General features: G+C 62.8%; 21 protein-coding genes. 8 read left to right on the top strand and 13 right to left on the bottom strand.

The genetic code is table 11. The features are described 5' to 3' along the window. Positions 1 to 135: 135 nt before the first annotated feature. A complete protein-coding gene (locus ACWKV4_RS07430; RefSeq protein ID WP_483831424.1) occupies positions 136 to 1071 on the bottom strand; it encodes a class I SAM-dependent methyltransferase in 936 nt (311 codons plus the stop codon). A gap of 132 nt (positions 1072 to 1203) precedes the next feature. On the opposite strand from ACWKV4_RS07430, the gene ACWKV4_RS07425 reads away from it, so the two are divergent. From ACWKV4_RS07425 to ACWKV4_RS07410, 4 genes are all read left to right on the top strand, one after another. Next, positions 1204 to 2997 (top strand): thiamine pyrophosphate-requiring protein, encoded by a 1794-nt coding sequence (locus tag ACWKV4_RS07425; protein ID WP_483831423.1) that lies wholly within the window; start codon positions 1204 to 1206, stop codon positions 2995 to 2997. 104 nt (positions 2998 to 3101) lie between these two features. After that, positions 3102 to 3845, top strand: a complete 744-nt coding sequence (locus tag ACWKV4_RS07420; protein WP_483831422.1) for a FadR/GntR family transcriptional regulator — start codon at positions 3102 to 3104, stop codon at positions 3843 to 3845. Between the two features lie 205 nt (positions 3846 to 4050). After that, positions 4051 to 6849 carry an EAL domain-containing protein gene (locus ACWKV4_RS07415; RefSeq protein WP_483831421.1) on the top strand — a complete coding sequence of 933 codons (2799 nt, stop codon included), beginning with the start codon at positions 4051 to 4053 and terminating at the stop codon, positions 6847 to 6849. Between the two features lie 59 nt (positions 6850 to 6908). Continuing rightward, a complete protein-coding gene (locus tag ACWKV4_RS07410; RefSeq protein ID WP_483831420.1) occupies positions 6909 to 7388 on the top strand; it encodes a sterol desaturase family protein in 480 nt (159 codons plus the stop codon). Between the two features lie 100 nt (positions 7389 to 7488). On the opposite strand, the gene crtB is transcribed toward ACWKV4_RS07410, so the two are convergent. The 5 genes from crtB to fni are packed head-to-tail and all read right to left on the bottom strand — an operon-like array spanning position 7489 to position 13391. Next, complete coding sequence (gene crtB / locus ACWKV4_RS07405) at positions 7489 to 8418, bottom strand: 15-cis-phytoene synthase CrtB (protein ID WP_483831419.1); 930 nt, start codon at positions 8416 to 8418, stop codon at positions 7489 to 7491. After that, positions 8415 to 9905 carry a phytoene desaturase gene (locus ACWKV4_RS07400; protein WP_483831418.1) on the bottom strand — a complete coding sequence of 497 codons (1491 nt, stop codon included), beginning with the start codon at positions 9903 to 9905 and terminating at the stop codon, positions 8415 to 8417. The genes crtB and ACWKV4_RS07400 overlap by 4 nt, the downstream gene beginning before the upstream one ends. Then, positions 9902 to 11071, bottom strand: coding sequence for a lycopene beta-cyclase CrtY (gene crtY / locus ACWKV4_RS07395; RefSeq protein ID WP_483831417.1), 1170 nt, complete (start codon positions 11069 to 11071; stop codon positions 9902 to 9904). The genes ACWKV4_RS07400 and crtY overlap by 4 nt, the downstream gene beginning before the upstream one ends. Beyond that, entirely contained in the window at positions 11068 to 12351 is a 1284-nt protein-coding gene (locus ACWKV4_RS07390) for a glycosyltransferase (protein WP_483831416.1), read from the bottom strand. Before ACWKV4_RS07390 ends, crtY begins: the two co-directional genes overlap by 4 nt. Next, entirely contained in the window at positions 12348 to 13391 is a 1044-nt protein-coding gene (gene fni / locus ACWKV4_RS07385) for a type 2 isopentenyl-diphosphate Delta-isomerase (RefSeq protein ID WP_483831415.1), read from the bottom strand. The genes ACWKV4_RS07390 and fni overlap by 4 nt, the downstream gene beginning before the upstream one ends. Before the next feature lie 209 nt (positions 13392 to 13600). Here fni and ACWKV4_RS07380 point away from each other — a divergent pair, with 209 nt between their 5' ends. Then, positions 13601 to 14503 (top strand): polyprenyl synthetase family protein, encoded by a 903-nt coding sequence (locus ACWKV4_RS07380; protein ID WP_483831414.1) that lies wholly within the window; start codon positions 13601 to 13603, stop codon positions 14501 to 14503. Positions 14504 to 14532: 29 nt separating this feature from the next. Here the strand turns inward: ACWKV4_RS07380 and ACWKV4_RS07375 are convergent, their stop codons facing one another. The 5 genes from ACWKV4_RS07375 to ACWKV4_RS07355 form a co-directional block, all read right to left on the bottom strand. Next, a complete protein-coding gene (locus ACWKV4_RS07375; RefSeq protein ID WP_483831413.1) occupies positions 14533 to 15009 on the bottom strand; it encodes a hypothetical protein in 477 nt (158 codons plus the stop codon). A gap of 73 nt (positions 15010 to 15082) precedes the next feature. After that, on the bottom strand, positions 15083 to 15271 hold the full coding sequence (gene csrA, locus ACWKV4_RS07370; RefSeq protein ID WP_483831412.1) for a carbon storage regulator CsrA: 189 nt from the start codon (positions 15269 to 15271) through the stop codon (positions 15083 to 15085). A 275-nt stretch (positions 15272 to 15546) separates the two neighbouring features. Next, the gene (locus tag ACWKV4_RS07365) at positions 15547 to 15783 is read right to left on the bottom strand and encodes a hypothetical protein (RefSeq protein ID WP_483831473.1); all 237 of its coding nucleotides are present in this window, start codon (positions 15781 to 15783) and stop codon (positions 15547 to 15549) included. Positions 15784 to 15789: 6 nt separating this feature from the next. Continuing rightward, on the bottom strand, positions 15790 to 17613 hold the full coding sequence (locus ACWKV4_RS07360; protein WP_483831411.1) for a glycoside hydrolase family 15 protein: 1824 nt from the start codon (positions 17611 to 17613) through the stop codon (positions 15790 to 15792). Then, the gene (locus tag ACWKV4_RS07355) at positions 17606 to 18406 is read right to left on the bottom strand and encodes an SDR family oxidoreductase (protein ID WP_483831410.1); all 801 of its coding nucleotides are present in this window, start codon (positions 18404 to 18406) and stop codon (positions 17606 to 17608) included. The genes ACWKV4_RS07360 and ACWKV4_RS07355 overlap by 8 nt, the downstream gene beginning before the upstream one ends. A 118-nt stretch (positions 18407 to 18524) precedes the next feature. On the opposite strand from ACWKV4_RS07355, the gene ACWKV4_RS07350 reads away from it, so the two are divergent. Further along, the gene (locus ACWKV4_RS07350) at positions 18525 to 18677 is read left to right on the top strand and encodes a hypothetical protein (protein WP_483831409.1); all 153 of its coding nucleotides are present in this window, start codon (positions 18525 to 18527) and stop codon (positions 18675 to 18677) included. A gap of 75 nt (positions 18678 to 18752) precedes the next feature. On the opposite strand, the gene ACWKV4_RS07345 is transcribed toward ACWKV4_RS07350, so the two are convergent. Further along, complete coding sequence (locus tag ACWKV4_RS07345) at positions 18753 to 19802, bottom strand: DNA topoisomerase IB (RefSeq protein ID WP_483831408.1); 1050 nt, start codon at positions 19800 to 19802, stop codon at positions 18753 to 18755. A 176-nt stretch (positions 19803 to 19978) separates the two neighbouring features. Here ACWKV4_RS07345 and ACWKV4_RS07340 point away from each other — a divergent pair, with 176 nt between their 5' ends. Continuing rightward, positions 19979 to 20605, top strand: coding sequence for a response regulator (locus ACWKV4_RS07340; protein WP_483831407.1), 627 nt, complete (start codon positions 19979 to 19981; stop codon positions 20603 to 20605). Further along, positions 20599 to 24270 (top strand): ATP-binding protein, encoded by a 3672-nt coding sequence (locus tag ACWKV4_RS07335; protein WP_483831406.1) that lies wholly within the window; start codon positions 20599 to 20601, stop codon positions 24268 to 24270. The genes ACWKV4_RS07340 and ACWKV4_RS07335 overlap by 7 nt, the downstream gene beginning before the upstream one ends. Here ACWKV4_RS07335 and ACWKV4_RS07330 read toward each other — a convergent pair. Next, on the bottom strand, positions 24194 to 24649 hold the full coding sequence (locus ACWKV4_RS07330; protein WP_483831405.1) for a metallophosphoesterase family protein: 456 nt from the start codon (positions 24647 to 24649) through the stop codon (positions 24194 to 24196). The genes ACWKV4_RS07335 and ACWKV4_RS07330 overlap by 77 nt on opposite strands. Positions 24650 to 24652: the final 3 nt, after the last annotated feature.

The raw sequence follows: 24652 nt of genomic DNA, 5'->3' as shown, positions 1-24652 counted from the left end.
CGCAAGGAAGCGGTGGCGGGTGCCTGGCAGGGATTACACGCTTGATGGGCAGAAGAAACAACGCCAAGGGCGCACCTGGACTGATACTTTTTTGCAGCGCGGGGCCTTACCCAGCCCTTGGTAGCAACAGCGAGCTTATGCCTGGAACACCAATGCCTTGAGGCCCGCCTCTGGGTCCGCGTCGGTAAACTCCACAGGGTTGGCCAGGCGCTCGACGAAGGCCAACCCAGGTGCCTGCTCGGCCATGGCAGCTTGCAAAAAGGCCGCGGGCAGCGCCGGGTCGTTCAAACAGGCCAGCGCCTGCCCGCCGGGGGAGAGCAAGGCGGGCAGCTTGCGCAGTACCTTAGGGTAATCCCGGCTCAGGATAAAACTGCCGCGCTGGAAGGAGGGCGGGTCCAGGATGATCAGGTCAAAGGGGCCCTGACGGCCGACCTTGCCCCACGACTTGAACAGGTCGTGGGGCAAAAAGCGCACCTTGGACAGGTCATGGCCATTGGCGCGGTGGTTGTCCCGGCCCCGGGCAAGCGCGCTACTGGCCATGTCCAGGTTGACCACGCTCAAGGCGCCGCCCGCCATGGCGGCTACTGAAAAACCGCAGGTATAGGCGAACAGGTTCAGCACGCGCTTACCTTGTGCGTTGGCCCTGACCCAGCGGCGCCCTTCACGCATGTCCAAAAATAACCCGCTGTTCTGCGCCCGCCCAGGCTCGATCAGGTACGCCAAGCCGTCCTCATGAATTCGCCGAGGGCCGCTGGGCGCGCCGGCCAGCCAGGTCGCGGGGCTGCCCTCCAGGTAGCGCTCTTGCACTAACAGGCCCTGCGCGCCCGAAGCCGACCACGCCGGGCTGGCCAGGGTAGCGTTCAACAGGTTCAGCAGGCTAGCGTGGGCGTCTATTGGCAGGGGCTTGAACAAGGTGACCTGCACCAGGCCTTCGAGCCAATCCAGGGTCAGTTGCTCCAAACCAGGCCACAGTCGCCCCCGACCGTGCAACAGACGCCGTGCCTCCACGGGCGGTTCGGCCAGGGTTTGGGCCAGGCAATGTTGGAGATGGGCGAGGGCAGTGGCGTCCATGGTCAGGGGTTCGCGTTGGGCAAAAAAGGGCCGAGAGTTTACCCAAGCTCGCGCTGGCGCAGGAAAAAAATGGAACCCTTGGCTGGCGCGCCGCGGTCTAGACCGGATACCTACCGGTTAAGGGGAACAACCATGACGAGCATGACCGTCGGCGATTTTTTGGTGGAGCGCTTGTACCAATGGGGCGTGCGCCGCATCTTTGGCTACCCGGGTGATGGCATCAACGGGGTGTTCGGCGCCCTGGCACGAACCAAGGGTAAGATCGAGTTCGTGCAGGCGCGTCATGAGGAAATGGCCGCCTTTATGGCTGCCGCCCATGCCAAGTTCACCGGTGAGCTAGGGGTGTGTATCGCCACCTCTGGGCCCGGCGCCAGCCACCTGATCACTGGCCTGTACGACGCACGCATGGACCACATGCCCGTGCTGGCCATCGTGGGCCAGCAGGCGCGCACGGCCTTGGGCGGTCATTACCAGCAAGAGCTAGACCTGGTGTCCATGTTCAAGGATGTGGCCGGAGCATTCGTGCAACAGGCCAGTGCGCCGTCCCAAGTGCGCCACTTGGTAGACCGGGCCATCCGCACCGCGGTGGGCGAGCGTAAGGTGACGGCGATCATCCTGCCCAATGACTTGCAAGAAGAAGACTACGAAGAACCGGCCCGCGCCCATGGCACGGTGCACTCCGGGGTAGGCTTCAGCCAGCCTCGAGTGGTGCCCTACGAGCACGACTTGCAGCGTGCCGCCGATGTGCTCAACAGCGGTGAGCGCATCGCGATTTTGGTAGGGGCGGGCGCCTTGGGCGCCAGTGATGAAGTCACTCAGGTAGCCCAGCTGCTTGGGGCTGGGGTCGCCAAGGCCCTGCTGGGCAAGGCGGTGCTGCCAGACGACCTGCCCTGGGTCACCGGTGCCATTGGCCTGTTGGGCACCGAGCCAAGCTACAAGCTGATGGAAGAATGCGACACCTTGCTGATGATCGGCTCAGGCTTTCCGTATTCGGAATTTCTGCCCAAGGAAGGCCATGCCCGTGGGGTGCAGGTCGACCTCGCCCCGGACATGCTCAGCCTGCGCTACCCGATGGAGGTGAACCTTACCGGCGACGCCGCCGAAACCCTCACCGCGTTGATTCCCTTGCTGCTGGACAAAGACCGTAGCGCCTGGCGCAAGCGTGTAGAGGGCTGGCGCGCCGACTGGGACGAAACCTTGACCAAGCGCGCCCTGACCACAGCCGACCCTATCAACCCGCAGCGCGTCGTGTACGAGTTGTCACCGCGCTTGCCCGATGAGGCAATCATTACCAGCGACTCGGGCTCATGTGCCAATTGGTTCGCCCGGGACCTGAAGATTCGCAAGGGCATGCAGTGTTCGCTGTCCGGTGGCTTGGCGTCCATGGGCGCCGCGGTGCCCTATGCCATCGCTGCGAAGTTCGCCTGGCCCGGCCGCCCGGTGATCGCCCTGGTAGGCGATGGCGCCATGCAGATGAACAACATGGCCGAGCTGATCACGGTGGCCAAGTATTGGCGGCAGTGGGAAGACAGCCGCTGGATCTGCGCGGTGTTCAATAACGAAGACCTGAACCAGGTGACCTGGGAGCAGCGGGTGATGGAGGGGGACCCGAAATTCGAGGCGTCCCAGAACATCCCGGACGTGCCTTACCACCGCTTTGCCGAGTCTATTGGCCTGAAGGGCATCTTCGTCGACAGCGACGGCGATGTGGCCAGCGCTTGGGAGCAAGCCCTGGCCAGCGATCGCCCGGTGGTGATCGAATTCAAGACCGACCCTGACGTGCCGCCGCTGCCGCCCCACCTGAAGCTTGAACAGGTGAAGAAGCTGACCTCGGCCTTACTCAAAGGCGACCCTAACGAAGCCGGCCTCATTGTGCAGACCGCGCGCCAGGTGCTCGGCGCCGTGCTGCCCAAGCCCAAGTCATAAGCGCGGCAGGCTCGGCGCTCGATCCATGATGCGCGCTCATCCCCGGTGGAGCGCGCATTGAGCTATGATGCGGCAACTTCCCTTTCGGTATAGATAGAACCGTCTTGGCGACCGACTCTCTTCGCTTCTCAGGCCTCGCGCGCCGCTCCCGTAACCTGGCCCAAGCGCTGGTGGATGACTTCTCTCAGCGTATTGGTGAAGGGTTACTCAAACCCGGCGACAAGCTGCCCAGTGAAGTCGAGCTGATGGAAACCGGCGGTGTCAGCCGTTCGGTGGTGCGTGAAGCGCTGTCACGGCTACAAGTGGCTGGCCTGGTGGAAACCCGGCGCGGCATTGGTACTTTTGTACTTAATGCCTCTGGCTCCGCTAGCCCACGGCTTGACCCGACGACCATCGTCACCTTGCAAGACGTGGTGGCTATCTTGGATGTACGCATGAGTTTCGAGGTGGAAGCCGCCGGCATCGCCTCGTTACGCCGCACGCCTGAGCAACTGGCGGCCATGACCGAGGCCCTGGCGTTGTTTTCTCGCGCAAATGATACCGGCAGCTCGCTGGTGGCGGACTTTCAGTTCCACCTGCAAATCGCCAATGCCACCAATAACCGCTACTTCGTGGAAATCATTACCCATTTCGGTACCAGCATGTTCCCACGGGCACGGCTGACCACCAGCGCCATCGCGCGCCTGGACCGCCAGCAAGCTCATGAGCGACTGGTGGGGGAACACGAGCACATCTACAACGCCATCGCCCGGCAAGACTACGACGCCGCTCGCGCGGCCATGCGCGTACACCTGGCCAACAGCCGGGCGCGGGTGATCAAGGCGCACCCTCGACAAGAACAACGCTAGGATTGGAGTACAAAGGGATGAGCAACGGTCGCAACGTGGCATTGGTAACGGGCGCCGGTAGCGGGTCGTTTCTGGCTATTTACGTCGCCTGACTGGCGGCTGCGCGCCTCCTGCCGATACTATGCATAGTCCGCGTTAATGGCTTCTCGCCATAACGCGGCTTGGCGCAGGATCATGGGTATTGTCGGTACAGCTTGGAGCATGCATGAGTTCGCAGGAGTCAACCTTGCCAAGCCTGGCCCGCCTGTTGGCGGACGCTCACGCACAAGCCTTTGGCGCTGCCTGGGCTTTTTACCGAGTAGGCGGGCAGCTACAGCTTACGGGGGAGGGTGGCGCGCCTTGGGCTTGGCCCCACACCCTGAACGAACCCGCCCTGGACAGCTACTGCCAGCAGCAGGGCTTGCACCGGTGGCCCACCGGCCGCGGCGAAAGCGCGCTGGGCTGGTTGCTGGCGAGGGAGAGCGGGCAGGATACTGCCCAGCTCAGCGACCTGGCCATGCGGCTGGGGCTTCGCTTGCAAAGCGACGCGCTCATCCGCGCCCAGCATACTCAGCGAGTTCTGTACGACATCACTAACCTGGCAAGCTCTATCCATGACCGGGCCACCTTTATGGTGGGGGTGCACCGCCAGCTGGCCGACCTCATAGATGCCGAAAACTTTTACCTGGCGTTATACGATCGGCGCTCCGGGCAGGTGACCTACCCCTATTACGTGGATACCACTGATGACGAGGCGGTGGAGGCCGATGCCAACGAGTACCTGGACCCACAGCGGCTCTCGCTGACCGGTTATGTGTTGACCACCGGGCGGCCCATGCTGATCGATGCGGCCGATATCCTCCAGGCTAGCCTGGAGGACCGTTTCCACTGCGTGGGCCATTGCCCGGAATTTTGGATGGGCGCGCCGCTGAAAAACGCTTCTGATCAGGTCTTTGGCATGATTGCCATGCAGGTGTACGACGTGAACCGGGTGTATAGCGAAGAAGACCGCGCGCTGTTTCTAGTGGTCGCCCGGCATGTGGCCATGGCCCTTGACCGTATTTTGCACCGCGCCCACCTGGAACGCACGGTGGCCGAGCGCACCCGGGAGCTGTCCCAGCTCAACGATGCCTTGCGCCAGCAGGTCAGCGAACGTGAACGTGCCGAGCACTTGCAGACCGCCCTGTTTCAGATTGCCGAACTGTCGAGCCAGCAAGGGGACATGGCTGAACTGTTTTCGCGCCTGCATGCCATCGTCGGGGAGCTGTTGTACGCCCGAAACTTTTATATCGCGCTGTACGAATCCGCCCAAGACGAGGTGACCTTTCCCTATTACGTGGACGACGTGCTTGCCCAATGCCCACCGCCCAGATGTGGCCAGCGCGGCTTGACCGAATATGTGATTCGTCAGCGGCGCCCCTGCCTGGTGAACTTCGAGGATGCCAGCCAATTGGTCGAGCAGGGTGAAATCCACAGCACCAAGGAGCCGATACGCTCCCAGTCATGGCTGGGCATCCCTTTGTTCGACGACGGCCAGGTGCGTGGCGTGCTGGTGGTGCAGAGTTATATCCCAAGCGTTCGCTACACCCAACGCGACCAGGAGCTGCTGACGTTCGTGTCTCGGCATATCGACACCGCCCTTGCTCGGCGCAGCGCCGCCGAGGCCGTTCACGCGGCCAACCTGAAGCTTGAAGCACGCGTGCAAGACCGCACTCGCGAGCTGGACCTGGCCAACGCCAAGTTGCAACACGAGAACGCCCACGATGCGCTGACCGGTTTGCCCAACCGTACCCACTTGCAGGACCGCCTGGGGCAGGCCTGGCGCGAGTTTCGCCAGGAGGGCCGGCAATTGGTGGTGATGTTCCTGGACCTGGACCGCTTCAAGCTGATCAACGACAGCCGCGGTCATCACTTCGGCGACCTGTTGTTGATGGAGGCCGCGGCGCGCTTGCGCAGTTGCCTCAGAGAATCAGACCTGCTCGCCCGGCTGGGCGGTGACGAGTTCGCCGTGCTTGCCCCCGAAGCCCCGGTGGACATCGCCGTGGGCATCGCCGAGCGCATTCTGGCGGCCTTTGACCTGCCGTTTCACATCGACGGCCAGGCGGTCTTTTCCTCGTGCAGTATTGGTATCGTCAGCGCCGATGAGCAGTTCCATCAAGAGCCGGCAGACCTGCTGCGTGACGCCGATACGGCCATGTATCGAGTCAAGAACGCCGGGCGCGACAGTTACGCGGTGTTCAACCAGGAGTTGCGCCGGGAGTTCTCCGACCAATTGGAGCGCGAAGGGGCGCTGCGCAATGCCATGAAGGTCAACAATGAGCTGGTACCGTACTTCCAGCCCATCATCGATGTGAGCAGCGGCCGGCTGGTAGCCTTGGAAGCATTGATCCGCTGGCGCCAGCCTAACGGCCAGGTGCTGGCGCCTGGGGCGTTTCTGCCTGCCCTGGAGGGGTTGCGGCTGATCGGCCGGCTAGACCTGTACATGATGCGCTGTATCGCCACCATCCTGGCCCGTCCGGAAAACAGCCACTGGCCCACGGTGCACGTGAACTGTTCCAGTTACAGCATTACCCGGCTGGAGTTCGCCGATGAGGTGCTGGAACTATTGGCCGCCTTCGGCGTGGCCCCAGGGCGGATCTGCCTGGAGTTGACCGAAGGAGCGTTGGTAGCCGAACCGGAGCGGGCCCGCCAGAGCATGCAAAAACTCGCCGACCAGGGAATGTCTGTGGTGTTGGACGACTTCGGCGCCGGCTTCTCATCCTTGAGCTATGTGCATCAGTTCCGCTTCACGGGCCTGAAGATCGACAAGTCGTTTATCCTGGAGCTTACTGCCAGCGCGCGCAGCCGTGCTATCGTCCGGGCCATCGTGCGCATGGCTGAGTCTCTGGGATTATCGGTAGTGGCCGAGGGTGTCGAAGATGCCGCCTCGCTGCATTTGCTGCGCGAGATGGGTACCGGGCAAGCCCAGGGTTACCATTTCGCCAAACCCTTGGCGATAGAAGCCTTGCAGGGCACCTGGTTGTAAACAGGCCGAGGGAACCGTGGCGCGGCGATAATGCCCAAGGCCTATCGAAGGGAGCCTGTATGCTTGAAGCCTTGATCGTGTTCGCTACCGTGGTGGGTATGGAGCTGTTTTCCGTGTTCGCCCATAAATACATCATGCATGGCTGGGGCTGGGGCTGGCACCGATCGCACCATGAACCGCGAACGGGCTGGTTCGAGCTTAACGACCTGTATGCGGTAGTGTTCGCGGGGCTGGCCATTGTGCTGATTGCCGTGGGTACCACCGGGGCCTATCCGCTGCAGTGGGTCGGGGCAGGCATGACGGCCTATGGCGCGCTGTATTTCATCGCCCACGACGGCCTGGTACACCGCCGCTGGCCTTTCAAGTACCTGCCACGACGGGGCTATTTCAAGCGGCTATATCAGGCACACAGGTTGCACCATGCGGTGGGCGGCAAAGAGGGGTGTGTGTCCTTTGGCTTTCTCTACGCACCGCCGGTGAGCCAGCTCAAGGCGCAATTGAAAGCGGCAAAAGCGGCCGGGAACGCGCAGGTACCGTAGCAGCAGGCCTTGGCCGCGACCGGGCTTAACACGGCGGCATGGTCGGTCGCTGGCAAGCCAGGCTGCTACGCCGGTATATATGCGCTGGGGCAAGGCGTGTTTAGCGGCCAGGCGCGGCCCAAAGGCTAGGGGCGCGCGGGGCGTGCCGGGTCATGCGGGCCTTGGCGGCCAGCCCGAGGCCTTCGCCCAGGTACATGAGTTTTTCCCCTTTGCCGGTGCGCTGGCGTTCGTCCCAGGCGGTGGCCCCGGCGGCGCGCACTTTGAGCCCGATGGCTCGGTATACCTTCAGCGCAGTGGCCACCGCCCAGGCGCAGCGCAGTGGTAATTCGCCAACCCCGGCAACGGCCGAGTGGTAATAAGGCTCGGCTGCGTCTACCAGCCGCTCGGCCAGCAAGGCCAGAGTAGGGCGATGCTCAGGCGCGCCCAGGTTCGCAGCGGTCAGTCCACACTCGCGTAACCAGGCCTGGGGCAGGTAACAGCGGCCTACTTCGGCATCTTCAACGATGTCTCGGGCAATGTTGGTCAGCTGAAAACCCAGGCCCAGGTCGCACGCCCGTTCCAAGGTGGCCGGGTCGGTAACGCCCATCACCCTGGCCATCATCAGGCCAACCACGCCTGCCACGTGATAGCAGTATTCCAAGGTGTCATCCAGGGTTTCGTACTGGCGGCCGTCGACATCCATGGCAAAGCCATCCAAGTGGGCGAAGGCATGCCGCTGCTCAATGCCGTGGGCCTGCGCCACCTGTTGAAAGGCGGCGAAGGCTGGGTTGGTCATCGGCTCGCCACGGTAGGCCGCGGCAGTGGTGTTCCGTAGACCCTGCAGCCTGAGCAAGGCTTCTTCTGGCGGAGGAGGCAAGCCGTCATGGCCCAATACCTGGCCATCGATCACGTCGTCGCAATGGCGGCACCAGGTATACAGCAGTAAGGCGCTACGCCGGGTGATGGGGTCGAACAACCTGGCGGCGGCGGCAAAGCTTTTGGAGCCTTGACGCATGGTCGTCGCGGCATGGTCCAACAGCGCCTGGTTCATGGTTGCAGGTCCTCCAGCATCAAGCGGGCGGTGGCCTTGGCCGAGCCGATCACCCCTGGCACACCCGCGCCCGGGTGGGTGCCAGCACCTACCAGGTACAGGTTGGGTATCTCGGCGTCGCGGTTGTGGGGGCGGAACCAGGCGCTTTGCCGCAGGATAGGTTCCAGGGAGAAAGCAGAGCCCAGGTGCGCGCCCAGTTGATCGCGAAAATCAGCCGGGGTGAACAGGCGGCTGGTAACCAGATGCTGGCGTAGGCCGGGCATGTACCGCTGTTCAAGGTAGTCGAAAATCCGCTCACGCAGTAGTGGGCCATGCGCTTCCCAGTCCAGGTCGGCATTGCCTAGGTGGGGCACGGGCGCCAGCACGTAATGGGCGCCACACCCTGGCGGGGCTAGGGAGGGGTCGGTGACACAAGGAGCATGCAGGTAGAGGGAGAAGTCGTCTGCCAGGTGCTTGCCATGGAAGATGTCCTGAATCAGGCCCTGGTAGCGGGCGCCAAAGCACACGGTATGGTGAGCCAGGTTCGGCTGCTGATGGTCCAGGCCAAAGTACAACACGAACAGCGAATTGCTGGCCCGCTTGCCGGACAGCACCTTACCCTGGCGCTCGCCCCTTGGATGGCCAGCCAGCAGTTTTTTATAGGTATTGACTACATCGGCATTGGAGGCCACGGCCACGGCAGGTATCGAACGCCCATCGGCCAGGCGCACGCCGCTGATTCGGCCGCTCTGGGTGTCGATGGCAGTCACTTCGGCGTTGAGCTCCATGCGCCCGCCTAGGTCCTGGAACAGCTTGACCATGGCCTGCACCAACGCGCCGGTGCCGCCTTTGGGGAACCACACGCCCCATTCCCGTTCCAGGGCGTGGATCAGGGTGTAGATCGACGACGCGGCGAAGGGGTTACCGCCTACCAGCAGTGCGTGGAAGGAAAACGCCTGGCGCAGACGTTCATCTTTGATAAAGCTGGCCACCATGCTGTATACGCTGCGCCAGGCCTGGAGGCGCGCCAGGCTCGGGCCAGCCCGCAGCATGTCGCGGAAGGACAAAAAAGGCACGCTACCGAGCTTGAGATAGCCTTCCTTAAATACCTCCTTGGAATACGCCAAGAAGCGCCGGTAACCCTCTACATCTGCCGGGTTGAAGCGGGCAATCTGGCGCTCGAGGGCGTCTTGGTCATTGGCGTAGTCGAAGCGGCTGCCGTCCTCCCAACACAGTCGGTAGAAAGGGGTGACCGGCAACAATTCCACGTAATCGGCCATGCGCTTGCCGCTCAAAGTGAACAGCTCTTCAATGGCCGTGGGGTCGGTGATGACCGTAGGGCCGGCATCGAACACGAAACCCTGATCCTCGTAGACATAGGCGCGGCCACCGGGCTTGTCGCGAGCCTCAAGCAGCAGCGTCTGGCGGCCCGCGGCCTGCAAGCGAATGGCCAAGGCCAGGCCGCCGAAGCCTGCGCCTGTTACCACGGTCATGGGTACGTCTGTCATGGTTTTTCCTGGGCAGGTGGAGCGTAATTGAGCATGGCCCTGATGGCCCGCCCTACCGGCACCGGCGGTTTTCCGCTGAGCAGGCGAGCTTTGTCGGCCAGGGTGGAGGTGCCGGCATAGAACCGCTGGATCAGCCCGGGCGGCAAGCGATGAAAGCGTTCCAGTACCCGCCAGCGTTGGGCAGGTACCGCGGCCTGAAACAGCATACGGTTGAGCAGGCGGAAAAACCGCTGCCGCCGCCAGAGGCGGTGCCGGTGGCGATACAGCACCGTCTGCATGGCATCAGCGCTAAGGTCCTGAGTGCTGGCGAGCAGGTCCGCCAGGCGCGCGGCTTCGGGCAATGAATAGCCCGTGACCGGATGGAACAACCCCGCGCGCAGGCCACTGCGCGCCACGGCCTGGCCCTCGGCGTAGAAGGCTTCGAATTGCCCGGCCAAAATGATAGGCAGGCTGCCTTGCTCTTCGCGCAGGGTCTCCACCACCTGCCAGCCCTGGGCCAGGGCGTACTGGCCAATACGCTGTCGCAACGAGTCGGCGTCTGGCGCGGCGTGTTCGCTGTAGTAGGTGTCCTCAATCAGCAGCCGGTCTGCGTCCAAAGGCAAGACATAGACAAAGCGGTAACCGTCCAGTTGCTCTACCTTGGCATCCATCACGATGGGCCGCTGTAGGCCGTGGGGCTTGGCCAGGCGTACCTCCTGGCCTAGAAAACGCTGGTAGCCCAGGCGCAGGTGGGTACTGGGGGTAAGCCCCCGGCCATCGATCACTGCTCGAGCACAGAGGGTTTCGCCGCTGTCCAGTTGCACCGTGTCTGGCGTCAGGCGCAGTACGGCGGTGCCTAGGAGCATGTTGCGGCCCAGCGCGGCGGTGATGATATCAGCGAAGTGTTCCCCCGCGATGCTGCAATAGGCGCCAGCGAAGGTCCGCTCCAGATTGGGGAAGCGTACGTCGTAACCCTCCCAGCGATGGCTGATCAGGGGTTGCAACCACTGCTGCTGCTCAGTGGACAGGTCGCTTTCGTGGAAGGACCAGGTGTGGCTGCCCCCCAGGGCAGGGGCCTGATCCAGCACCAGTACGGACAACTCCGGGCGCGCGGCCTGCAAGCGCCAGGCGAGCAGGCCATTGGCCAAGCCGCCACCGACCAGAATCAAATCCCAGACGCGCTTCATGTCAGCCCCCCGGCGTAAGCCGGTTGGCCGGTGCTGATTACCTGCTCGATGATTGCCGCGGCACGCTCCGCACCGCCGGCCGCTCGCAGTTGTGCATCCAGGGCACTGAGGCAGCCGCCAAAGCGCTGCTCGCTAAGCAATACGCCAAGGTGCCTGGCTAGGGTCTGCCAGCGGCTACGGTGCCAGCTTTGCAGGCCGATCCCCGCATGCTGCACCCGTGCGGCGACCCCAGGCTGATCGAAGGCGATAGGCAAGGCCAGGATCGGGGTGGCCGCCACTACCGCGTCCATCACCGTATTAAGCCCCGCATGGGTAATCACCGCGCTGGCCTGGCGTAGCACCTGTGGCTGCGCCGCGAAGGAGGTAACCCAGGTGGCCCCGGCAGCTTCGAGCTGATTGGCCTGGGGCTCACTCAAGCCGCCGCAGTGCGCCACTAACAGTTGTGCGTCCAGTGAACGGCACGCCTTGGCGATGCGCTTGAACACGCCCAAGCGATGGCCTTGGAGCGTACCCAATGAGGCAAAAATAAAAGGCTTGGTCGGGTTCACCGGCCAGGGCTGCTCGTCGCTGGTCAGCCGTACCGGGGCGCGTAGCGGGCCAACATGGTGAAAGTGGCGTGGTAGCGCCAGGCGGGGAAACTCCAGCCCAGGCAGGCTTTGGCTGACTTGCGCCAACGGCGACAGGCACTCGTGCAGGCCTGTGCGCGGGGGTAGGCCTAAGGCGTGGGCCTGGCGCGCGATCACCCGCCCGAGGGGAGCCATCAGTGCGTCATATACCCGAGTGGAAGTGGCGTACATCTGCTGCATCTTGGCGTCCGTTCCCCAAGCGAAGGGCATGACCGGCAAGGGTACGCCAGGTTCACGGTTCACCGGAAGGGCACAGGCCACGGAGACGAACGGCAAGCCCATCGCCTCGGCAACCAGGCCGCCGGCGGCTTCCATTTGATCGCAGAGCAACGCATCCACCTTTAAGGCGGTCAACGCTTGGGGGAGTTCAGCGCACAGCATGGTCGTGCTCAAGGCCATGTCCCGGATTACCCGGCGCACGCCTAGCCCCGCTGGCCGGGCAGCATTATGCAACGTGGCTGCCAGGCTCCCGGCAGGGTGGCTTTGCAATCCCAGGGGATGGAAGGCAATGCGCGTATCCCGCAGCAGGGCCGTGGCATCGATTTGCTGAAAGAAGGTCACCTGGTGGCCCAGGTCGATCAAGCGCCCGGCAAGGGCCTGCATGGCTTGGAAATGGCTGAACAGGGGCGGGGTCACCGCGCCAAAATGGCTCACGACTCGGCTGCCTCCCTCACCAGGGGGGCACGACGCAACTGCGCCAGGTTCGCCGAGCCGGTGCAAAAGCAGGCGATACGCAGTTGTTGCAGCGCGGTTTGAAAGTGCTTGATCACCGCGGCGGGAGATTCGGTCGCGCTTTTCAGCACGGCGGCGGCCTGACCGACCATATCCGCCCCCAGAGCTATGGCTTTGGCCATATGAATGCCAGTGCTAATACCCCCAGAGGCAATCAAGGGCATCTGTGGCAAGCGCTGGCGTACCTGGCGCAGGGCCTCGCTAGTGGGAATGCCCCAGGCGCTGAAGGCCATGGCAATTTCGCGCTGGGCAGGGTGGGTGGCCCGTTCGCCCTCGACCGCCGCCCAGTGAGTGCCGCCCAAGCCGGCGATATCCAGGGCCGCCACGCCTAGGCCCGCCAGGCGAGCGGCTACCTCGGCACTAAGGCCACTGCCTACTTCTTTAATGATGACCGGTACCTCTAGCCGGTGCGTGGCTTCGCCAATGGCGTCAGCCACCCCGCGCCAGTCCACGTCGCCACCGGGCTGCACCGCTTCCTGCAAGGGGTTGAGGTGAATAATCAAACCATCGGCGTCGATCATCTCAACGGCCCGCCGGGCGAGGTCCAAACCGCCCGCGGTACGCAGCTGGGCGCCGCCCAGGTTGGCCAACAGCAGAATGTCTGGCGCCCGTTGGCGCAGTTCTCGGGTAAGCCCCCGATCAGCGCCGGTTTCCAGCGCGACCCGCTGGGAGCCCACTGCCATTGCTAAACCCAGCGCTTGCGCGGCATCGGCCAGGTGGTGGTTAATGTCGCGAGCCTGGGCCGCGCCGCCGGTCATGGAACTGATCAGTACCGGCGCGGCCAGGCGTTTGCCGAGAAATTCAGTGCTCAAGTCGATGCCGTTGAGGTCCAGTTCTGGAAGCGCGCAGTGTACGAAACGCCACTGGTCAAAACCGGTACGGCCCAGGCTCACGGCACGCCGGGGGTCCAGTACGATCTGCAGGTGGTCGTTCTTGCGCTCCACCAGATCTTCATCATTCATCGCGGCCTCGGGAGTATTCGAGAAAATCCACTGTCAGTTATGCAGGGTCGGCTACTTTGTAGAGGGTTGGTACATAACCTGTGCGCAGTTAAGGCAGCGCCAGCGTCAAGGCGTTCCCTACGAACATAAGCGTGCCATGGCGGCCTTTATGCGCGAGGATAACCCTGCTTACGACCCTAGCCGTTCATACTCAAGAAGGACCGCACTGCATGACCGCCACGCCCATCGCCCTGCTCGATAGCCCTCAGTGTGCCTGGGCGCCGCTGCGCCAGTCAGTGGAAGACCATTTGCGGCAACTGCTTCCTGAGCCAGGCAACCCGCACGAGCTGCTGGCCCTGGCGATGCGCGAGGGCACCCTGGCCCCGGGCAAGCGAGTGCGGCCTTTGCTGCTACTGTTGGCGGCCGAGGGCTTGGGCGAGGCGAGGCCAGCGATGCTGGACTTGGCGTGTGCCGTAGAAATGGTCCATGCGGCCTCGCTGGTACTGGACGACCTGCCGTGCATGGACGATGCGGCCTTGCGCCGTGGCCGGCCCACGCTGCACTTAAGTTTCGGAGAGGACGTTGCCATTCTGACGGCTATCGCCTTGCTCAGCCGCGCGTTCGGGCTACTGGCTACCGCAAACCTAGAACCTGCTCGCAGCGCATTGCTTGTAGCGGAGTTATCCCGAGCCGTGGGCAGCCAGGGTTTGGTCAAGGGCCAATACGAAGACCTGCGCGACGGCCGGCAGCCGCGCAATGCCGATGCCATCGCCCGCACTAACGAACTAAAGACCGGCGTGTTGTTCGATGCCACCTTGCAGATGGCAGCCATAGCGGCAGGAGCCACGTCTGAAGTGCGCCGCGCCTTGGCGGCTTTCGCCCTCGACCTTGGCCAAGCCTTTCAACTGCTAGACGACCTGCAAGACACGTCCCGGCCTGAGGCCGCCATTGGCAAGGACGTGGGCAAGGACACCGGTAAGTCTACCCTGGTGGCGGTGCTGGGCAGCAGCGGTGTCAAGCACAGGCTTCGCCAGCACCTGCGCAGCGCGGAGCGTCATCTGGGGTTGGTGTATTCGCCCGATCAACCTATTCGAGTATTCGTGGCGGAATTGTTCGCTCAATTCGCTCGCTAAGGCCTTACCAAGGTTTTGCACGCTTGAACTCAGCGCCCGGTGGCTAACCCGTCCAGCGCCTGCCTCAGGGTAATGGCTGCATCGAAGCGCTTTTCCGCCTTTAAAGTGCCCTGGCTAACGTCTAGCCACTGCACACCCTCCCGACCGCCGTCGTAGCGAGGCGCCACGCGGCCCTGGCTGTCCAGCAGAATGCGGTAATTGGCTGAGCGCATGGCAGGCACGGCGATAGCCTTTGCAACAGCGGGCATTCGCTCGATATCGGCAATGTACGCCACACCGCGGCTGTCCAGGTAACCTGCTGGAGCGTCTTCCAAGGCAGCGTTGAGCAGGCGCGCCGCGCTCATGCTCCGTGCCACTAGCACCACTTGAGTATCGGCGCTTAGGGTGTAGGGGCGGTCGAATTGATCAATCAAGGTCCAGGGCGCGAGTGCATCCCCGGGCTGGAGGGCATGGGCGTGCGCGCTGGCGCACACAAGCAGGCTGAGCAGAGCGCCACGTCTGAGCATGGAGGGGGCCGACCTAGGAAAGATGACACGGCCGGGCAAGCCCGGCAGGCATGTACGGTAAGGCGTGGGGGTGTTATTCGCCCTTGGCGGGTGCTGGGGTGCCAGCCTGAATGCGCTCGAAGATCTCTTCACGGTGGACTTGTACGTCTTTAGGGGCGTCGATACCGATACGAACCTGCATGCCCTTGACGCCGAGAATGGTGATTTTGATATTGCCGTTGATAACGATGCTTTCATTGTTTCTGCGGGTAAGAATCAGCATGTAATGCTCCTTGTCCTTGCTAAATATCCGGTCTAGTGACGTACAACGCGCGTGCTAGGGTAAAGACGCGAGTTTGGAGTTTTAATTCCGCATTGTCCTTCGTCACTTTAAGAAAAAGCCTACAAGGCTCCGGGTCAAAATGGACGGCAAGTATCGCTTGTAACGACCGCTGCGCCTAGGGTGATAGGTCCGCAAAGCATGAAAACTCAATAAAACTTGAATTTCGACGCCCCGCCCCCGGTACTGGGGCGCCTGCCTGAGACGGGGCAAGGGTATCAAGCGGGCTTGTAGGCCTTGGCGGCTTCGACGCCCGCTGCGCTGAGTTTTACTGGAAATACCAACTCGCCTTCTTCGGCGCTGTGGATCAGCCCACGGGCGCGCAAGTCCTGAATGCACAATTTAACCTGCTCGGGGCCGTGATGATCGTCCAGTATTTCTTTGCCCAGGCCCCTGGGGTGAGCATTGAGCAAACGCTTGAGTACTGCTTCTTCGAGGTCGTTTTTCATAGTGATCGTCTCTTAGGGTTGCCAGGCGCTGTTGTCACCACTGAGCTTGCGGTCCAGGAACGTGGCCGCGCTGATCAATGCCAAGTGGCTTAGTGCTTGAGGGGTATTGCCCAGGTGTCGACCGTTAGGGTCAAACTCCTCGGCATACAGGCCAACGGGGTTGGCATAGCGGAGAAGTTGCTCGAATTCCAAGTGGGCTTTTTCAAGCCGGCCTGCCCGCGCAAGGCACTCGACGTACCAGAATGAGCACGCGGTAAAGGCGCCTTCATCGCCCTGAAGACCATCGGTGCTGTTCTGGTTACGGTAGCGGTAGACCATGCCATCACGGACCAAGTCGCGCTCGATCACTGCAAGGGTGGCCAGCCACTGTGGGTCGGTGGCGCCCACGAAGCGAAACAGCGGCATCAGCAGCATCGCGGCATCCACTTCGGTGCTACCCAGGCGCTGGACGAAATGCCCGGCGTCTGCATCCCAGAAGTTTTCCCAAATGTCTTGGTGAATCGCCTGCCGGGTCTCATCCCAGAGGGCGAAGGGCGCAGGCAGCGACCGCTTGTAGGCCAGGCGAATCGCTCGGTCCAGGGTGACCCAGCACATCAGCCGCGAATGGAGAAAATGCTGGGGTTCACCACGCATTTCCCAGATGCCTACGTCGGTGGTGTTCCACTGATCACACAAACGGTTGACCAATAACTGGCAATTCTTCCAGCCTTCGTGGGAAATCGCCTCGCCGTATTTGTTCGCCAGGTATACCGCGTCCATCAGCTCGCCGTAGATATCCAGCTGCTTCTGCTCATAAGCCTGGTTACCGATCCGAACCGGACGCGAGCCGAGGTGGCCGCTTAAGTGATCGAGGTGTTCTTCGGGAAACTCCTTTTCGCCGGCAATGCCATACACGATGCGCAGGGGATTGGGGTCCTTGGTACAGGAGCTGACCCGAGCACGAACCCACCGCATGAAGGCGTTGGCTTCTTCGTTGTAACCCAGGCGCATGAACGCATAAACGGTAAAAGACGCGTCGCGTATCCAGCAATAGCGGTAATCCCAGTTACGTTCGCCACCGGGTTGCTCAGGCAAGCCAAACGTACCCGCGGCCAGAATCCCGCCATGTTCGCGAGACGTCAGCAACTTGAGGACCAAGGCGGAGCGTTCTACATACTCGCGCCAACGGCCCCGGTAATTGCTTTTAAGTAGCCAGCGGCGCCAGTAAGCCAGGGTCTGTGCTTCCAGGTCTTCGGCGTTGTCGGGCACCACGCGGTCATCGTCGGCATTGCCGAACACGAATTCGGCGGTCTCGCCCGCCCGCAATTCGAACTGCGCGGTAGCGGTGTGATCGTCAAGCAGTAAGGCCACCGACGCGCTAAGGCGCACGTCAGGTTGACCTGGGGCGCTGAATACCACACTGTTCTGCTCGCCGTGGGCCTGGGTTGGGGCCCGGTTGTAATCGTGCCGTACACGGCAACGCATGCGAATCGTCGCCTGGCCGGATTTAACCGACACGCGTCGCACCAGTAACGGGGGCAGCTCGGCTTCGGCCACTACCGGCATCAGGTCGTTGACCTCAACCACGGCGTCACCGCTCAGCCAACGGGTTTGCAGCACATTGCTGCCTGGCAGGTAGATTTGCAAACGCCGGGCGTCTGGCAGCTTTGGCGCCAGTTCGAAAACCCCTGCCTCGGGGGTATCCAGCAGGGCCGTGAACACTGTGGGGCTGTCGAATTCCGGCCAGCACATGTAGTCGATGCTGCCAGTGTCAGCTACCAGGGCGAGGGCGCGCATGTTGCCAATCACGCCATGACGCTGGATAGGGACTTGGGCGGGTTTGCGTTGTTCAGCCATTGCCGCGGAACTCCGGATAAAGGCTCATACCGCCGTCTATAAACAGTGTGGTGCCATGGACATAGTCTGAAAGGTCTGAAGCCAGCCATACCACCGCATTGGCTACATCCTCTGGGTCACCTACCCGGCCATAGGGGATCAGCTTGAGCAAGTCTTTCAACGCGTCGCCCTGGGTGGCCGCCTCGTTGATGGGCGTACGAATCGCCCCTGGGGCGATACCATTGACGCGAATACGCTGCTCACCCACTTCCTGGGCCAGGGTGCGCATTAACAAGTCCACGCCCCCCTTGGAGGCGGCGTAGTTGGCATGGCCGGCCCATGGGATCAACTGGTGTACCGAACTCATGTGGATGATCTTACCGTTGGCCTTCGATACCTGCGGCCGCGGGCCTTGTTTGTTGAACTGGCGCAGCGCGGCGCGGGCGCAGAGAAATTGCCCTGTCAGGTTGACGTCGATCACCTTGCGCCAATCATCCAGGGTCATTTCCGCAAAGGGGGCGTCTTTTTGCAGGCCGGAGTTGGCGACCAGGATGTCCAGGGCACCGTAGGTTTCAATGGTTTTGGCGAACAGCGCCTCCACTGCGTCTTCCTGGCTGACATCGCCACCCACGGCAATGGCCTGGCCGCCGTCTCGGCGAATCTCTTCAACCAACGCTTCGGCAGGCTCGGCGTGGCTGTTGTAGTTCACCACCACCGATGCTCTAGCGGCAGCCAAGGCCTTTGCCGCGGCCTTGCCCAGCCCGGAGCTGGCGCCCGTGACCAGCGCGACTTGTTTATCCAGCGAAATCTGCATGGGCCATTGCCTCGTTAGCGACACTCCATAAGGTGACTGGCCAACGGCCTTATGAGTTCAGCGCAAACTTTTATAGCGTTGTTGTTGCCTAATGCCTGAACCCAAAGGAGTCACCCTGATGAGCGATAAATCGACCCGCGAAGACCTGGACCACGAACCGGAGAATGCCAGCAAGGTAGGGGAACAACACAAGCAGCTTAACGAAGAAGGTGAAGTGCCCCAGCCGTTGAATAAGAACGATCCAGGCAAGGCCCCTGTACCTAGCCGTTAGTAGGAGCGAGCGCAAGCGCGCGAAGAGGCGGCACGGGCTCATCGCCAGCTTTGCTGGCTCCTACACCCGTACAGGTCACCCGGCCTTGAGCGGGGCGTCTTCGGCCGCGGCGACAAGGTGTTCCAAGAAAGTCGCCAGGGCCACTTCTTCTAAATGCAAGCCTTTGCGTTGGCGAGGCTTAGGCAAAGCCGCCAGTTCCCCCAAGACGAAGCGCTCCAGCACTGCCGGGTGGATATAACAGCGGCGGCAGACTGCTGGAGTATTGCCTAGGCGCCGGGAAACCTGCTTGACCATGTCTACGATATGCTTCTTGGCATCCGGCTCCGGCTGCCAGTGCAGCTCACGCAGCGTAGCCAGTGCCAGGGCGCTGCCTGCCCACGTGCGGTAGTCCTTGGCGGTAAAATCGCTGCCGTGCAGGCTTCGCAGGTACTCATTAACGTCGTGAGAGCTGACCACGTGGCGCTCGCCGTGCTCATCCAGGTATTGAAACAGGTGCTGGCCCGGCAAGTCCATGCAGCGCTTAATGATCCGCGCCAGGCGCTTATCCTTTAGGTTCACCTGGTGTTCTACACCACTTTTACCGCGAAACTGAAAGGCAATCGCGCTGCCTTTGACCGCCACATGTTCGTTGAGCAGCGTGGTTAGCCCATAAGACTGATTGTCCCGTGCGTACTGGCTATTACCTACTCGGATCAAGGTGGCATCCAGCAGCGAAATCACCGCCGCCATCACTTTATTGCGAGACAACCCCGGTGTGGTTAGGTGTTCTTCAAGCTGGCGGCGCACCCGTGGCAGGCTTTTGCCGAAGGCGAGCATGCGCGCGTACTTGTTCTCATCACGCAGCTCACGCCAGCGCTCGTGGTACCGATACTGCTTGCGCCCTCGGGCATCGCGGCCAGTGGCCTGCAAGTGCCCCCGAGGGTCGGCACAGATCCACACATCCTCATAAGCCGGAGGAATGGCCAAGGCGTTGATTCGACCGATCACGTCCGGGTCCTTGATGCGCTCACCCGTGGCGCCAAAATAAGCGAACTTGCCCCGCAGCCTGCGACGGCCAATACCCGGCTGGGTGTCGTCTACGTAATGAAGGTCGGGGGGCAGGGCAGGTACGGCGGCATCGAGCATATTTATCGTCCTTCGGGGCATGAAGAGTGGACCGCGAGGAAAGCCCTATTGCTCCCTGACGGAAATCTTCCCCCTTTCCTACAAATGCCTCGGACGGGTCCTACAGATTCCTCCTATGGAAGGCTGAATAATCCTCCTCCCGCCAGGAACAGGCGGCTATCGCCAAGGAGGTGTTCATGTACCGGGCAATGATCGTCGATGATCACCCATTCATCAGGGCCAGCGTTGGGCTCTTGTTGGCCCAGGATGGCGTAGCCCTGGTGGGCGAGGCAGATAACGGCCGCAACGGCCTGCAAGTCGCCCGCGAACTGCTACCAGATTTGGCTATCGTGGACATTTCCATGCCGCTGCTGGACGGCCTTACCGTCATGCAACGGTTTCGTACCCTAGAGTTGCCCACCAAGGTGCTGGTGCTTAGCTCCCTGCCGGCGGAATTCTATTCCCTGCGTTGCATGAAGGCCGGCGCCTGTGGCTTTGTGGCCAAGAACAACGAGCTGGCCGAGTTGCGCAAGGCCGTGCGCGCGGTACGGGCCGGCTACAGTTACTTTCCGGACGTGACCTACAGCAGCGTGCACCGCAAGGACGCGCTACGTACCGAGCGTGAATGCCTGGCCACGCTCAGTGACCGGGAGATTCTCGTGCTGCACCACTTGGCGCGGGGCTACACCAATCGCTTGATCGGCGAGCACCTGGCCCTGAGCGCCAAGACCGTAAGCAGCTACAAGTACCGGTTGATGGAAAAACTGGGGGTGCCTTCGGTGGTAGCCCTGGCGGAAATCGCCAAGAGGCACCAACTGTGCTGAGGCCGGGCCGCCGCCTGGGCCGGCGCGTGATAGTGCTATTGCTGGCATTGATCGGGTGTCTGGTGACATCGCCCGCGGCGTCGGCGTCACGGCTTCATGCCCGCGTTGCGTTGCCGTCCAGCGTGGGGCCATTGCTGGAGCTGCCCGATGAAGACCGCCGTTGGCTATGGCGGCGGCGCCAGTTGAAGGTAGCGGTTGCCGGCCCGGACACCGCCCCCTGGGACATCTTGGGAAACGGCCAGCATTACGAGGGCATTAGCGCCGAATACCTGAACCTGTTGTCCGAAGCCCTGCGCCTGGAAGTGCAGGTGGTCCATTTCGATACCCGGGCCGCCGCGCTGGACGCTTTGCACGAGGGCCAGGTAGACCTGCTGACGGCGTCCTTCGCCGAAGAAGCGGAGGCGCCCGGGCTAAGCCGAAGCCAGCCCTACGGAATCGACCAGCCCGTACTGATACAACGGGTAGAGGCCGTTCAAGCGGGCGCCTCCGCGGCTGACCCGCTACTGGCGGTACGCGAAGGCTATGCCACCCACAAAAGCGTCCAGGCCTTGGCGCCGGGCTTCACTGACTGGCCGGTGCCCTCGACGCTCACTGGCCTGGCAGCGGTCGCCTTGGGCCAGGCAGAGGCGCTGCTCGGTAACGCGGCCTCGGTTGCGGCTCAGTTGGCCCATAGCCCGCTGTATGGCCGTGAACAGGTACGCTTTTTGCCACCACGGGCCGAGGGGATTGCGTTCGTGCTGCGAGCTGGTGAAGGCCGTTTGTTGGAACTGGTGAACATGGCCCTGGCCCAGGCACCCGCGGCTTGGCGCGAGCAGGTGCGCACCACCTGGAGACGGGGCGCGGCTTACCTGAGCGAAGCCCCAAGCGTGCAGTTGGAGGCTGCTGAGCAAGGCTGGCTGGCGGCACATCCCAAGCTGCGGGTGGGTTACCTGAAAGCCTTCGCGCCCTTGAGTTTCGAAGGCGACCAAGGCCAGTTCCGTGGACTGGCCGCCGACCTGCTGGCGCGCATCGCCCAACGCACTGGCCTGGTAATGGAGCCGGTTGCCCTGGCGTCTCAACCGGCGTTGGTAGAGGCCCTGGCCGCCGGTACCATCGATCTGGCCGCCACCATGACCAGCGACGCCGCGACCCAGGCCGGCGTCTCCCTGAGCCGCGCCTGGCTAAGCGCGGTGCCTGTGCTGGTCACCGCTACCGCCAGCCCTCCCAGGGCCTTGTTGGCCCAGGCTGAGGGGCAAACCGTGGCCATACCCGCTGGCCTGGGGTTGGCACGCGCCCTAAAGGCTCGTTGGCCCACCGTGCACTGGCAAGAGCAGCTTACTGCCCATCAAGCCTTGCAGGCCGTTCAAAACCAACAGGCCGTGGGCGCGGTACTGCCCTATATCCAGGCTCGTGCGCTATTGGCGGGCGAGGCTGGGGGCACCCTGCGCATCAGCGGTGCCCTACCGGTGACCCCACCCAGGTATGGCTTTGCCGCCAGTGCCGCGCAGGCGCCCTTGCTTGGGTTGCTCGACCAGGCCTTGCTGAGCTTCGAGCCCGCCGGTTTGGATGATATGGCCCGGCGCTGGCGCAGCGAGATACACGTGGAGCCGCGCTGGCCTACCCAGGCCCGCTGGCTGGTCCCGGCTTTTACCGTGGCCGGCGCCGGGCTGGTGCTGGCCGTGGTGTGGATCAGGGTGCTGCGCCGACAGATACGCAAACGCCGTGCCGCCGAACAGGCGCTTACCGATCAATTAGAGTTCATGCGCGTCATGATCGACGGTACGCCTCATCCAGTCTACGTGCGGGACCGCAATGGTCATCTGCTCAATTGCAATGCCAGCTACCTGTCGGCCTTGGGGGTGGAGCGCAGCGAGGTCATTGGCCAAGCGGTCACACGCATTCCGCTGGCCGAAGCGCAGGCACAGGAGTATGAGGCGCTTTACCGTACGGTAATCGGCAGCGGGCGGCCCATTGTAGAGGATCGGCAATTGCGACTGCGCAACGGCCGGCAGTTAACGGTATTTCACTGGATGCTGCCCTACCAGGCCAGTAACGGCACCATCGGCGGGCTTATCGGGGGTTGGATCGACATCACCGAGCGCCAGCGCCTGTATGATGCCCTGCAAACCGCTAAGGAGGCCGCCGACGCCGCCAACCGCGCCAAAACCCGGTTCCTTGCGACCGCCAGCCATGAAATCCGCACGCCGATGAACGCGGTGCTGGGCATGCTCGAACTGGCACTGCGCAAGGCCGAGAAGGGTGAACTGGACCGGTTGGCGCTGCGGGTCGCCTCGGACTCTGCCAGTGGCCTGCTCGAACTGCTCAATGACATTCTGGATATTAGCCGTATCGAGTCCGGCCATCTGGCCCTCAACCCACGGCCGGTGGACATCACCGCCCTGGCCGCCCAGGTGGTGCAGTTGTATCAACCCAAAGCGCGGGAAAAGGCGCTGCGCCTGTCGCTCAAAACCGACGTTGTCGCGGGCAAGGGTGTGCTGCTCGACCCGCTGCGCTTTCAGCAGGTGCTGGGCAACCTGCTGAGCAATGCAATCAAATTCACCCAGCAAGGTGAGGTGTCGGTGAGCCTTCAGGGTATCGAGGAAGGCAGTGAAATGGTTTTGCGTCTGGCGGTGACCGACACTGGCATCGGCATTCCCCAAGCCGACCTGCGGCGGCTGTGCAAGCCTTACCAGCAAGCGGGTAACCATGGGCTGTCCGGGCGCGCCGGGGCGGGCTTGGGGCTATCCATCAGCCAGCATGTGTGTCGGCTCATGGGTGGCGGCCTGAGCCTGCACAGCCAGGAAGGCGAGGGCAGCCGTGTACAGGCGTGCCTTCGCTTGCCAGTGTGCGAGTTACCGGGGGCGTTGCCTGAGGCGTTCCCGAGCGAAGTGCCCCTCGAACCCATGGACGTGTTGGTAGTAGACGATCACGAGCCCAACCGGGTGCTGCTGTCACAGCAACTGACCTACCTGGGTCACCGGGTAACGATAGCGGTGGACGGCGCACAGGGCTTGCGGGAGTGGTGTGGCCGAGGCGGTTTCGATGTGGTGATCTGTGACTGTGAAATGCCAGGGCTCGACGGTTACGACCTTGCTCGGGCCATACGTTTGGAGGAGCACCGCAAGGGCTTGGCGCGCTGCCGGTTGCTGGCCTGTACCGCGGATGCAGGCTGTGGCCAGCGGGACCGGTGTCGAGAGGCAGGGATGGACGATTGCCTGGTCAAACCCCTAGGCCTGGAAGCGCTGGCCGCCGCACTGGCGCCTGCCATGGTTGCCGGGGCGCGGGATAAAACGTCGGAATCGGGCCCGGCCAGTACTCAGGAAGGCGCCCAGGCCCTGCTTGGGCTTGCCGGTGGCAACCCTAGCGCGGCGCGCAGGTTGCGTGACAGCTTGCAACAAGCGCTCGCCCAGGACGCCGCGCGGCTAAGCGAACTGCCAGACGCCTCTCCGGAGCTGGACGTGGTGGTGCACCGCATCAAGGGTGGCGCACGCATCGTAGGCGCCGTGCCTTTGGTCGAAGCCTGTGAAGCGGTAGAGGCCGGCAGCGTAGCGGTTTCCGAGCTGCTGGCGGAAATCGAAACCCTGCAAACCCATTTGCGGGGGATGCACTTCAGCTCAGGCGCTGCACGCGAGCCTGGGGCCCGGCCGGGCTCGGCTCCAGCAGCGCAACCGAAACCGGCAGCTTGAACCGACGTGGCCCGGCACTGCCAGGGTTGACGAACAGGACCTGGCCCTGCTGCTCGATCCTCGGCTTATGGGAATGGCCCGTTACAACCACGTCGATGCCGCAAGGCAGGGGTGTTGGCACATCCGCCAACTCATGGGTGAGGTACAGGGTCAGCCCGCCGAGGTGTAGGGTCAGTTCATCGGCCAGGCCTTCGGCCCAGGGCAGGCCCCGGTCGTTATTACCGCGCACCACGCTCAAGGGGGCGATGGCGCGCAGCGCATCCAGAATGGCAGGATTGCCGATATCCCCTGCATGCACGATATGGTCGCAGCCTGCCAAGGCGTCCAAGGCTTCGGGGCGAAGCAACCCGTGGGTGTCGGCGATCAATCCAATTCTCATCCG

The sequence above is a fragment of the Pseudomonas artemisiae genome, assembly GCF_057128685.1.
Note: the sequence above shows the minus strand (reverse complement) of the source record. Positions and strands in the feature narration are given on the sequence as shown.

Excerpts from the sequence above, each read along its gene's own strand:
- crtB (WP_483831419.1), bottom strand. The coding sequence starts at position 8,418 with ATGAACCAGGCGCTGTTGGACCATGCCGCGACGACCATGCGTCAAGGC.
- ACWKV4_RS07355 (WP_483831410.1), bottom strand. The coding sequence starts at position 18,406 with ATGCAGATTTCGCTGGATAAACAAGTCGCGCTGGTCACGGGCGCCAGC.
- csrA (WP_483831412.1), bottom strand. The coding sequence starts at position 15,271 with ATGCTGATTCTTACCCGCAGAAACAATGAAAGCATCGTTATCAACGGC.
- ACWKV4_RS07345 (WP_483831408.1), bottom strand. The coding sequence starts at position 19,802 with ATGCTCGATGCCGCCGTACCTGCCCTGCCCCCCGACCTTCATTACGTA.
- ACWKV4_RS07350 (WP_483831409.1), top strand. The coding sequence starts at position 18,525 with ATGAGCGATAAATCGACCCGCGAAGACCTGGACCACGAACCGGAGAAT.
- crtY (WP_483831417.1), bottom strand. The coding sequence starts at position 11,071 with ATGAAGCGCGTCTGGGATTTGATTCTGGTCGGTGGCGGCTTGGCCAAT.
- ACWKV4_RS07375 (WP_483831413.1), bottom strand. The coding sequence starts at position 15,009 with ATGCTCAGACGTGGCGCTCTGCTCAGCCTGCTTGTGTGCGCCAGCGCG.
- ACWKV4_RS07415 (WP_483831421.1), top strand. The coding sequence starts at position 4,051 with ATGAGTTCGCAGGAGTCAACCTTGCCAAGCCTGGCCCGCCTGTTGGCG.
- ACWKV4_RS07430 (WP_483831424.1), bottom strand. The coding sequence starts at position 1,071 with ATGGACGCCACTGCCCTCGCCCATCTCCAACATTGCCTGGCCCAAACC.
- ACWKV4_RS07400 (WP_483831418.1), bottom strand. The coding sequence starts at position 9,905 with ATGACAGACGTACCCATGACCGTGGTAACAGGCGCAGGCTTCGGCGGC.
- fni (WP_483831415.1), bottom strand. The coding sequence starts at position 13,391 with ATGAATGATGAAGATCTGGTGGAGCGCAAGAACGACCACCTGCAGATC.
- ACWKV4_RS07425 (WP_483831423.1), top strand. The coding sequence starts at position 1,204 with ATGACGAGCATGACCGTCGGCGATTTTTTGGTGGAGCGCTTGTACCAA.
- ACWKV4_RS07330 (WP_483831405.1), bottom strand. The coding sequence starts at position 24,649 with ATGAGAATTGGATTGATCGCCGACACCCACGGGTTGCTTCGCCCCGAA.
- ACWKV4_RS07340 (WP_483831407.1), top strand. The coding sequence starts at position 19,979 with ATGTACCGGGCAATGATCGTCGATGATCACCCATTCATCAGGGCCAGC.
- ACWKV4_RS07410 (WP_483831420.1), top strand. The coding sequence starts at position 6,909 with ATGCTTGAAGCCTTGATCGTGTTCGCTACCGTGGTGGGTATGGAGCTG.
- ACWKV4_RS07360 (WP_483831411.1), bottom strand. The coding sequence starts at position 17,613 with ATGGCTGAACAACGCAAACCCGCCCAAGTCCCTATCCAGCGTCATGGC.
- ACWKV4_RS07380 (WP_483831414.1), top strand. The coding sequence starts at position 13,601 with ATGACCGCCACGCCCATCGCCCTGCTCGATAGCCCTCAGTGTGCCTGG.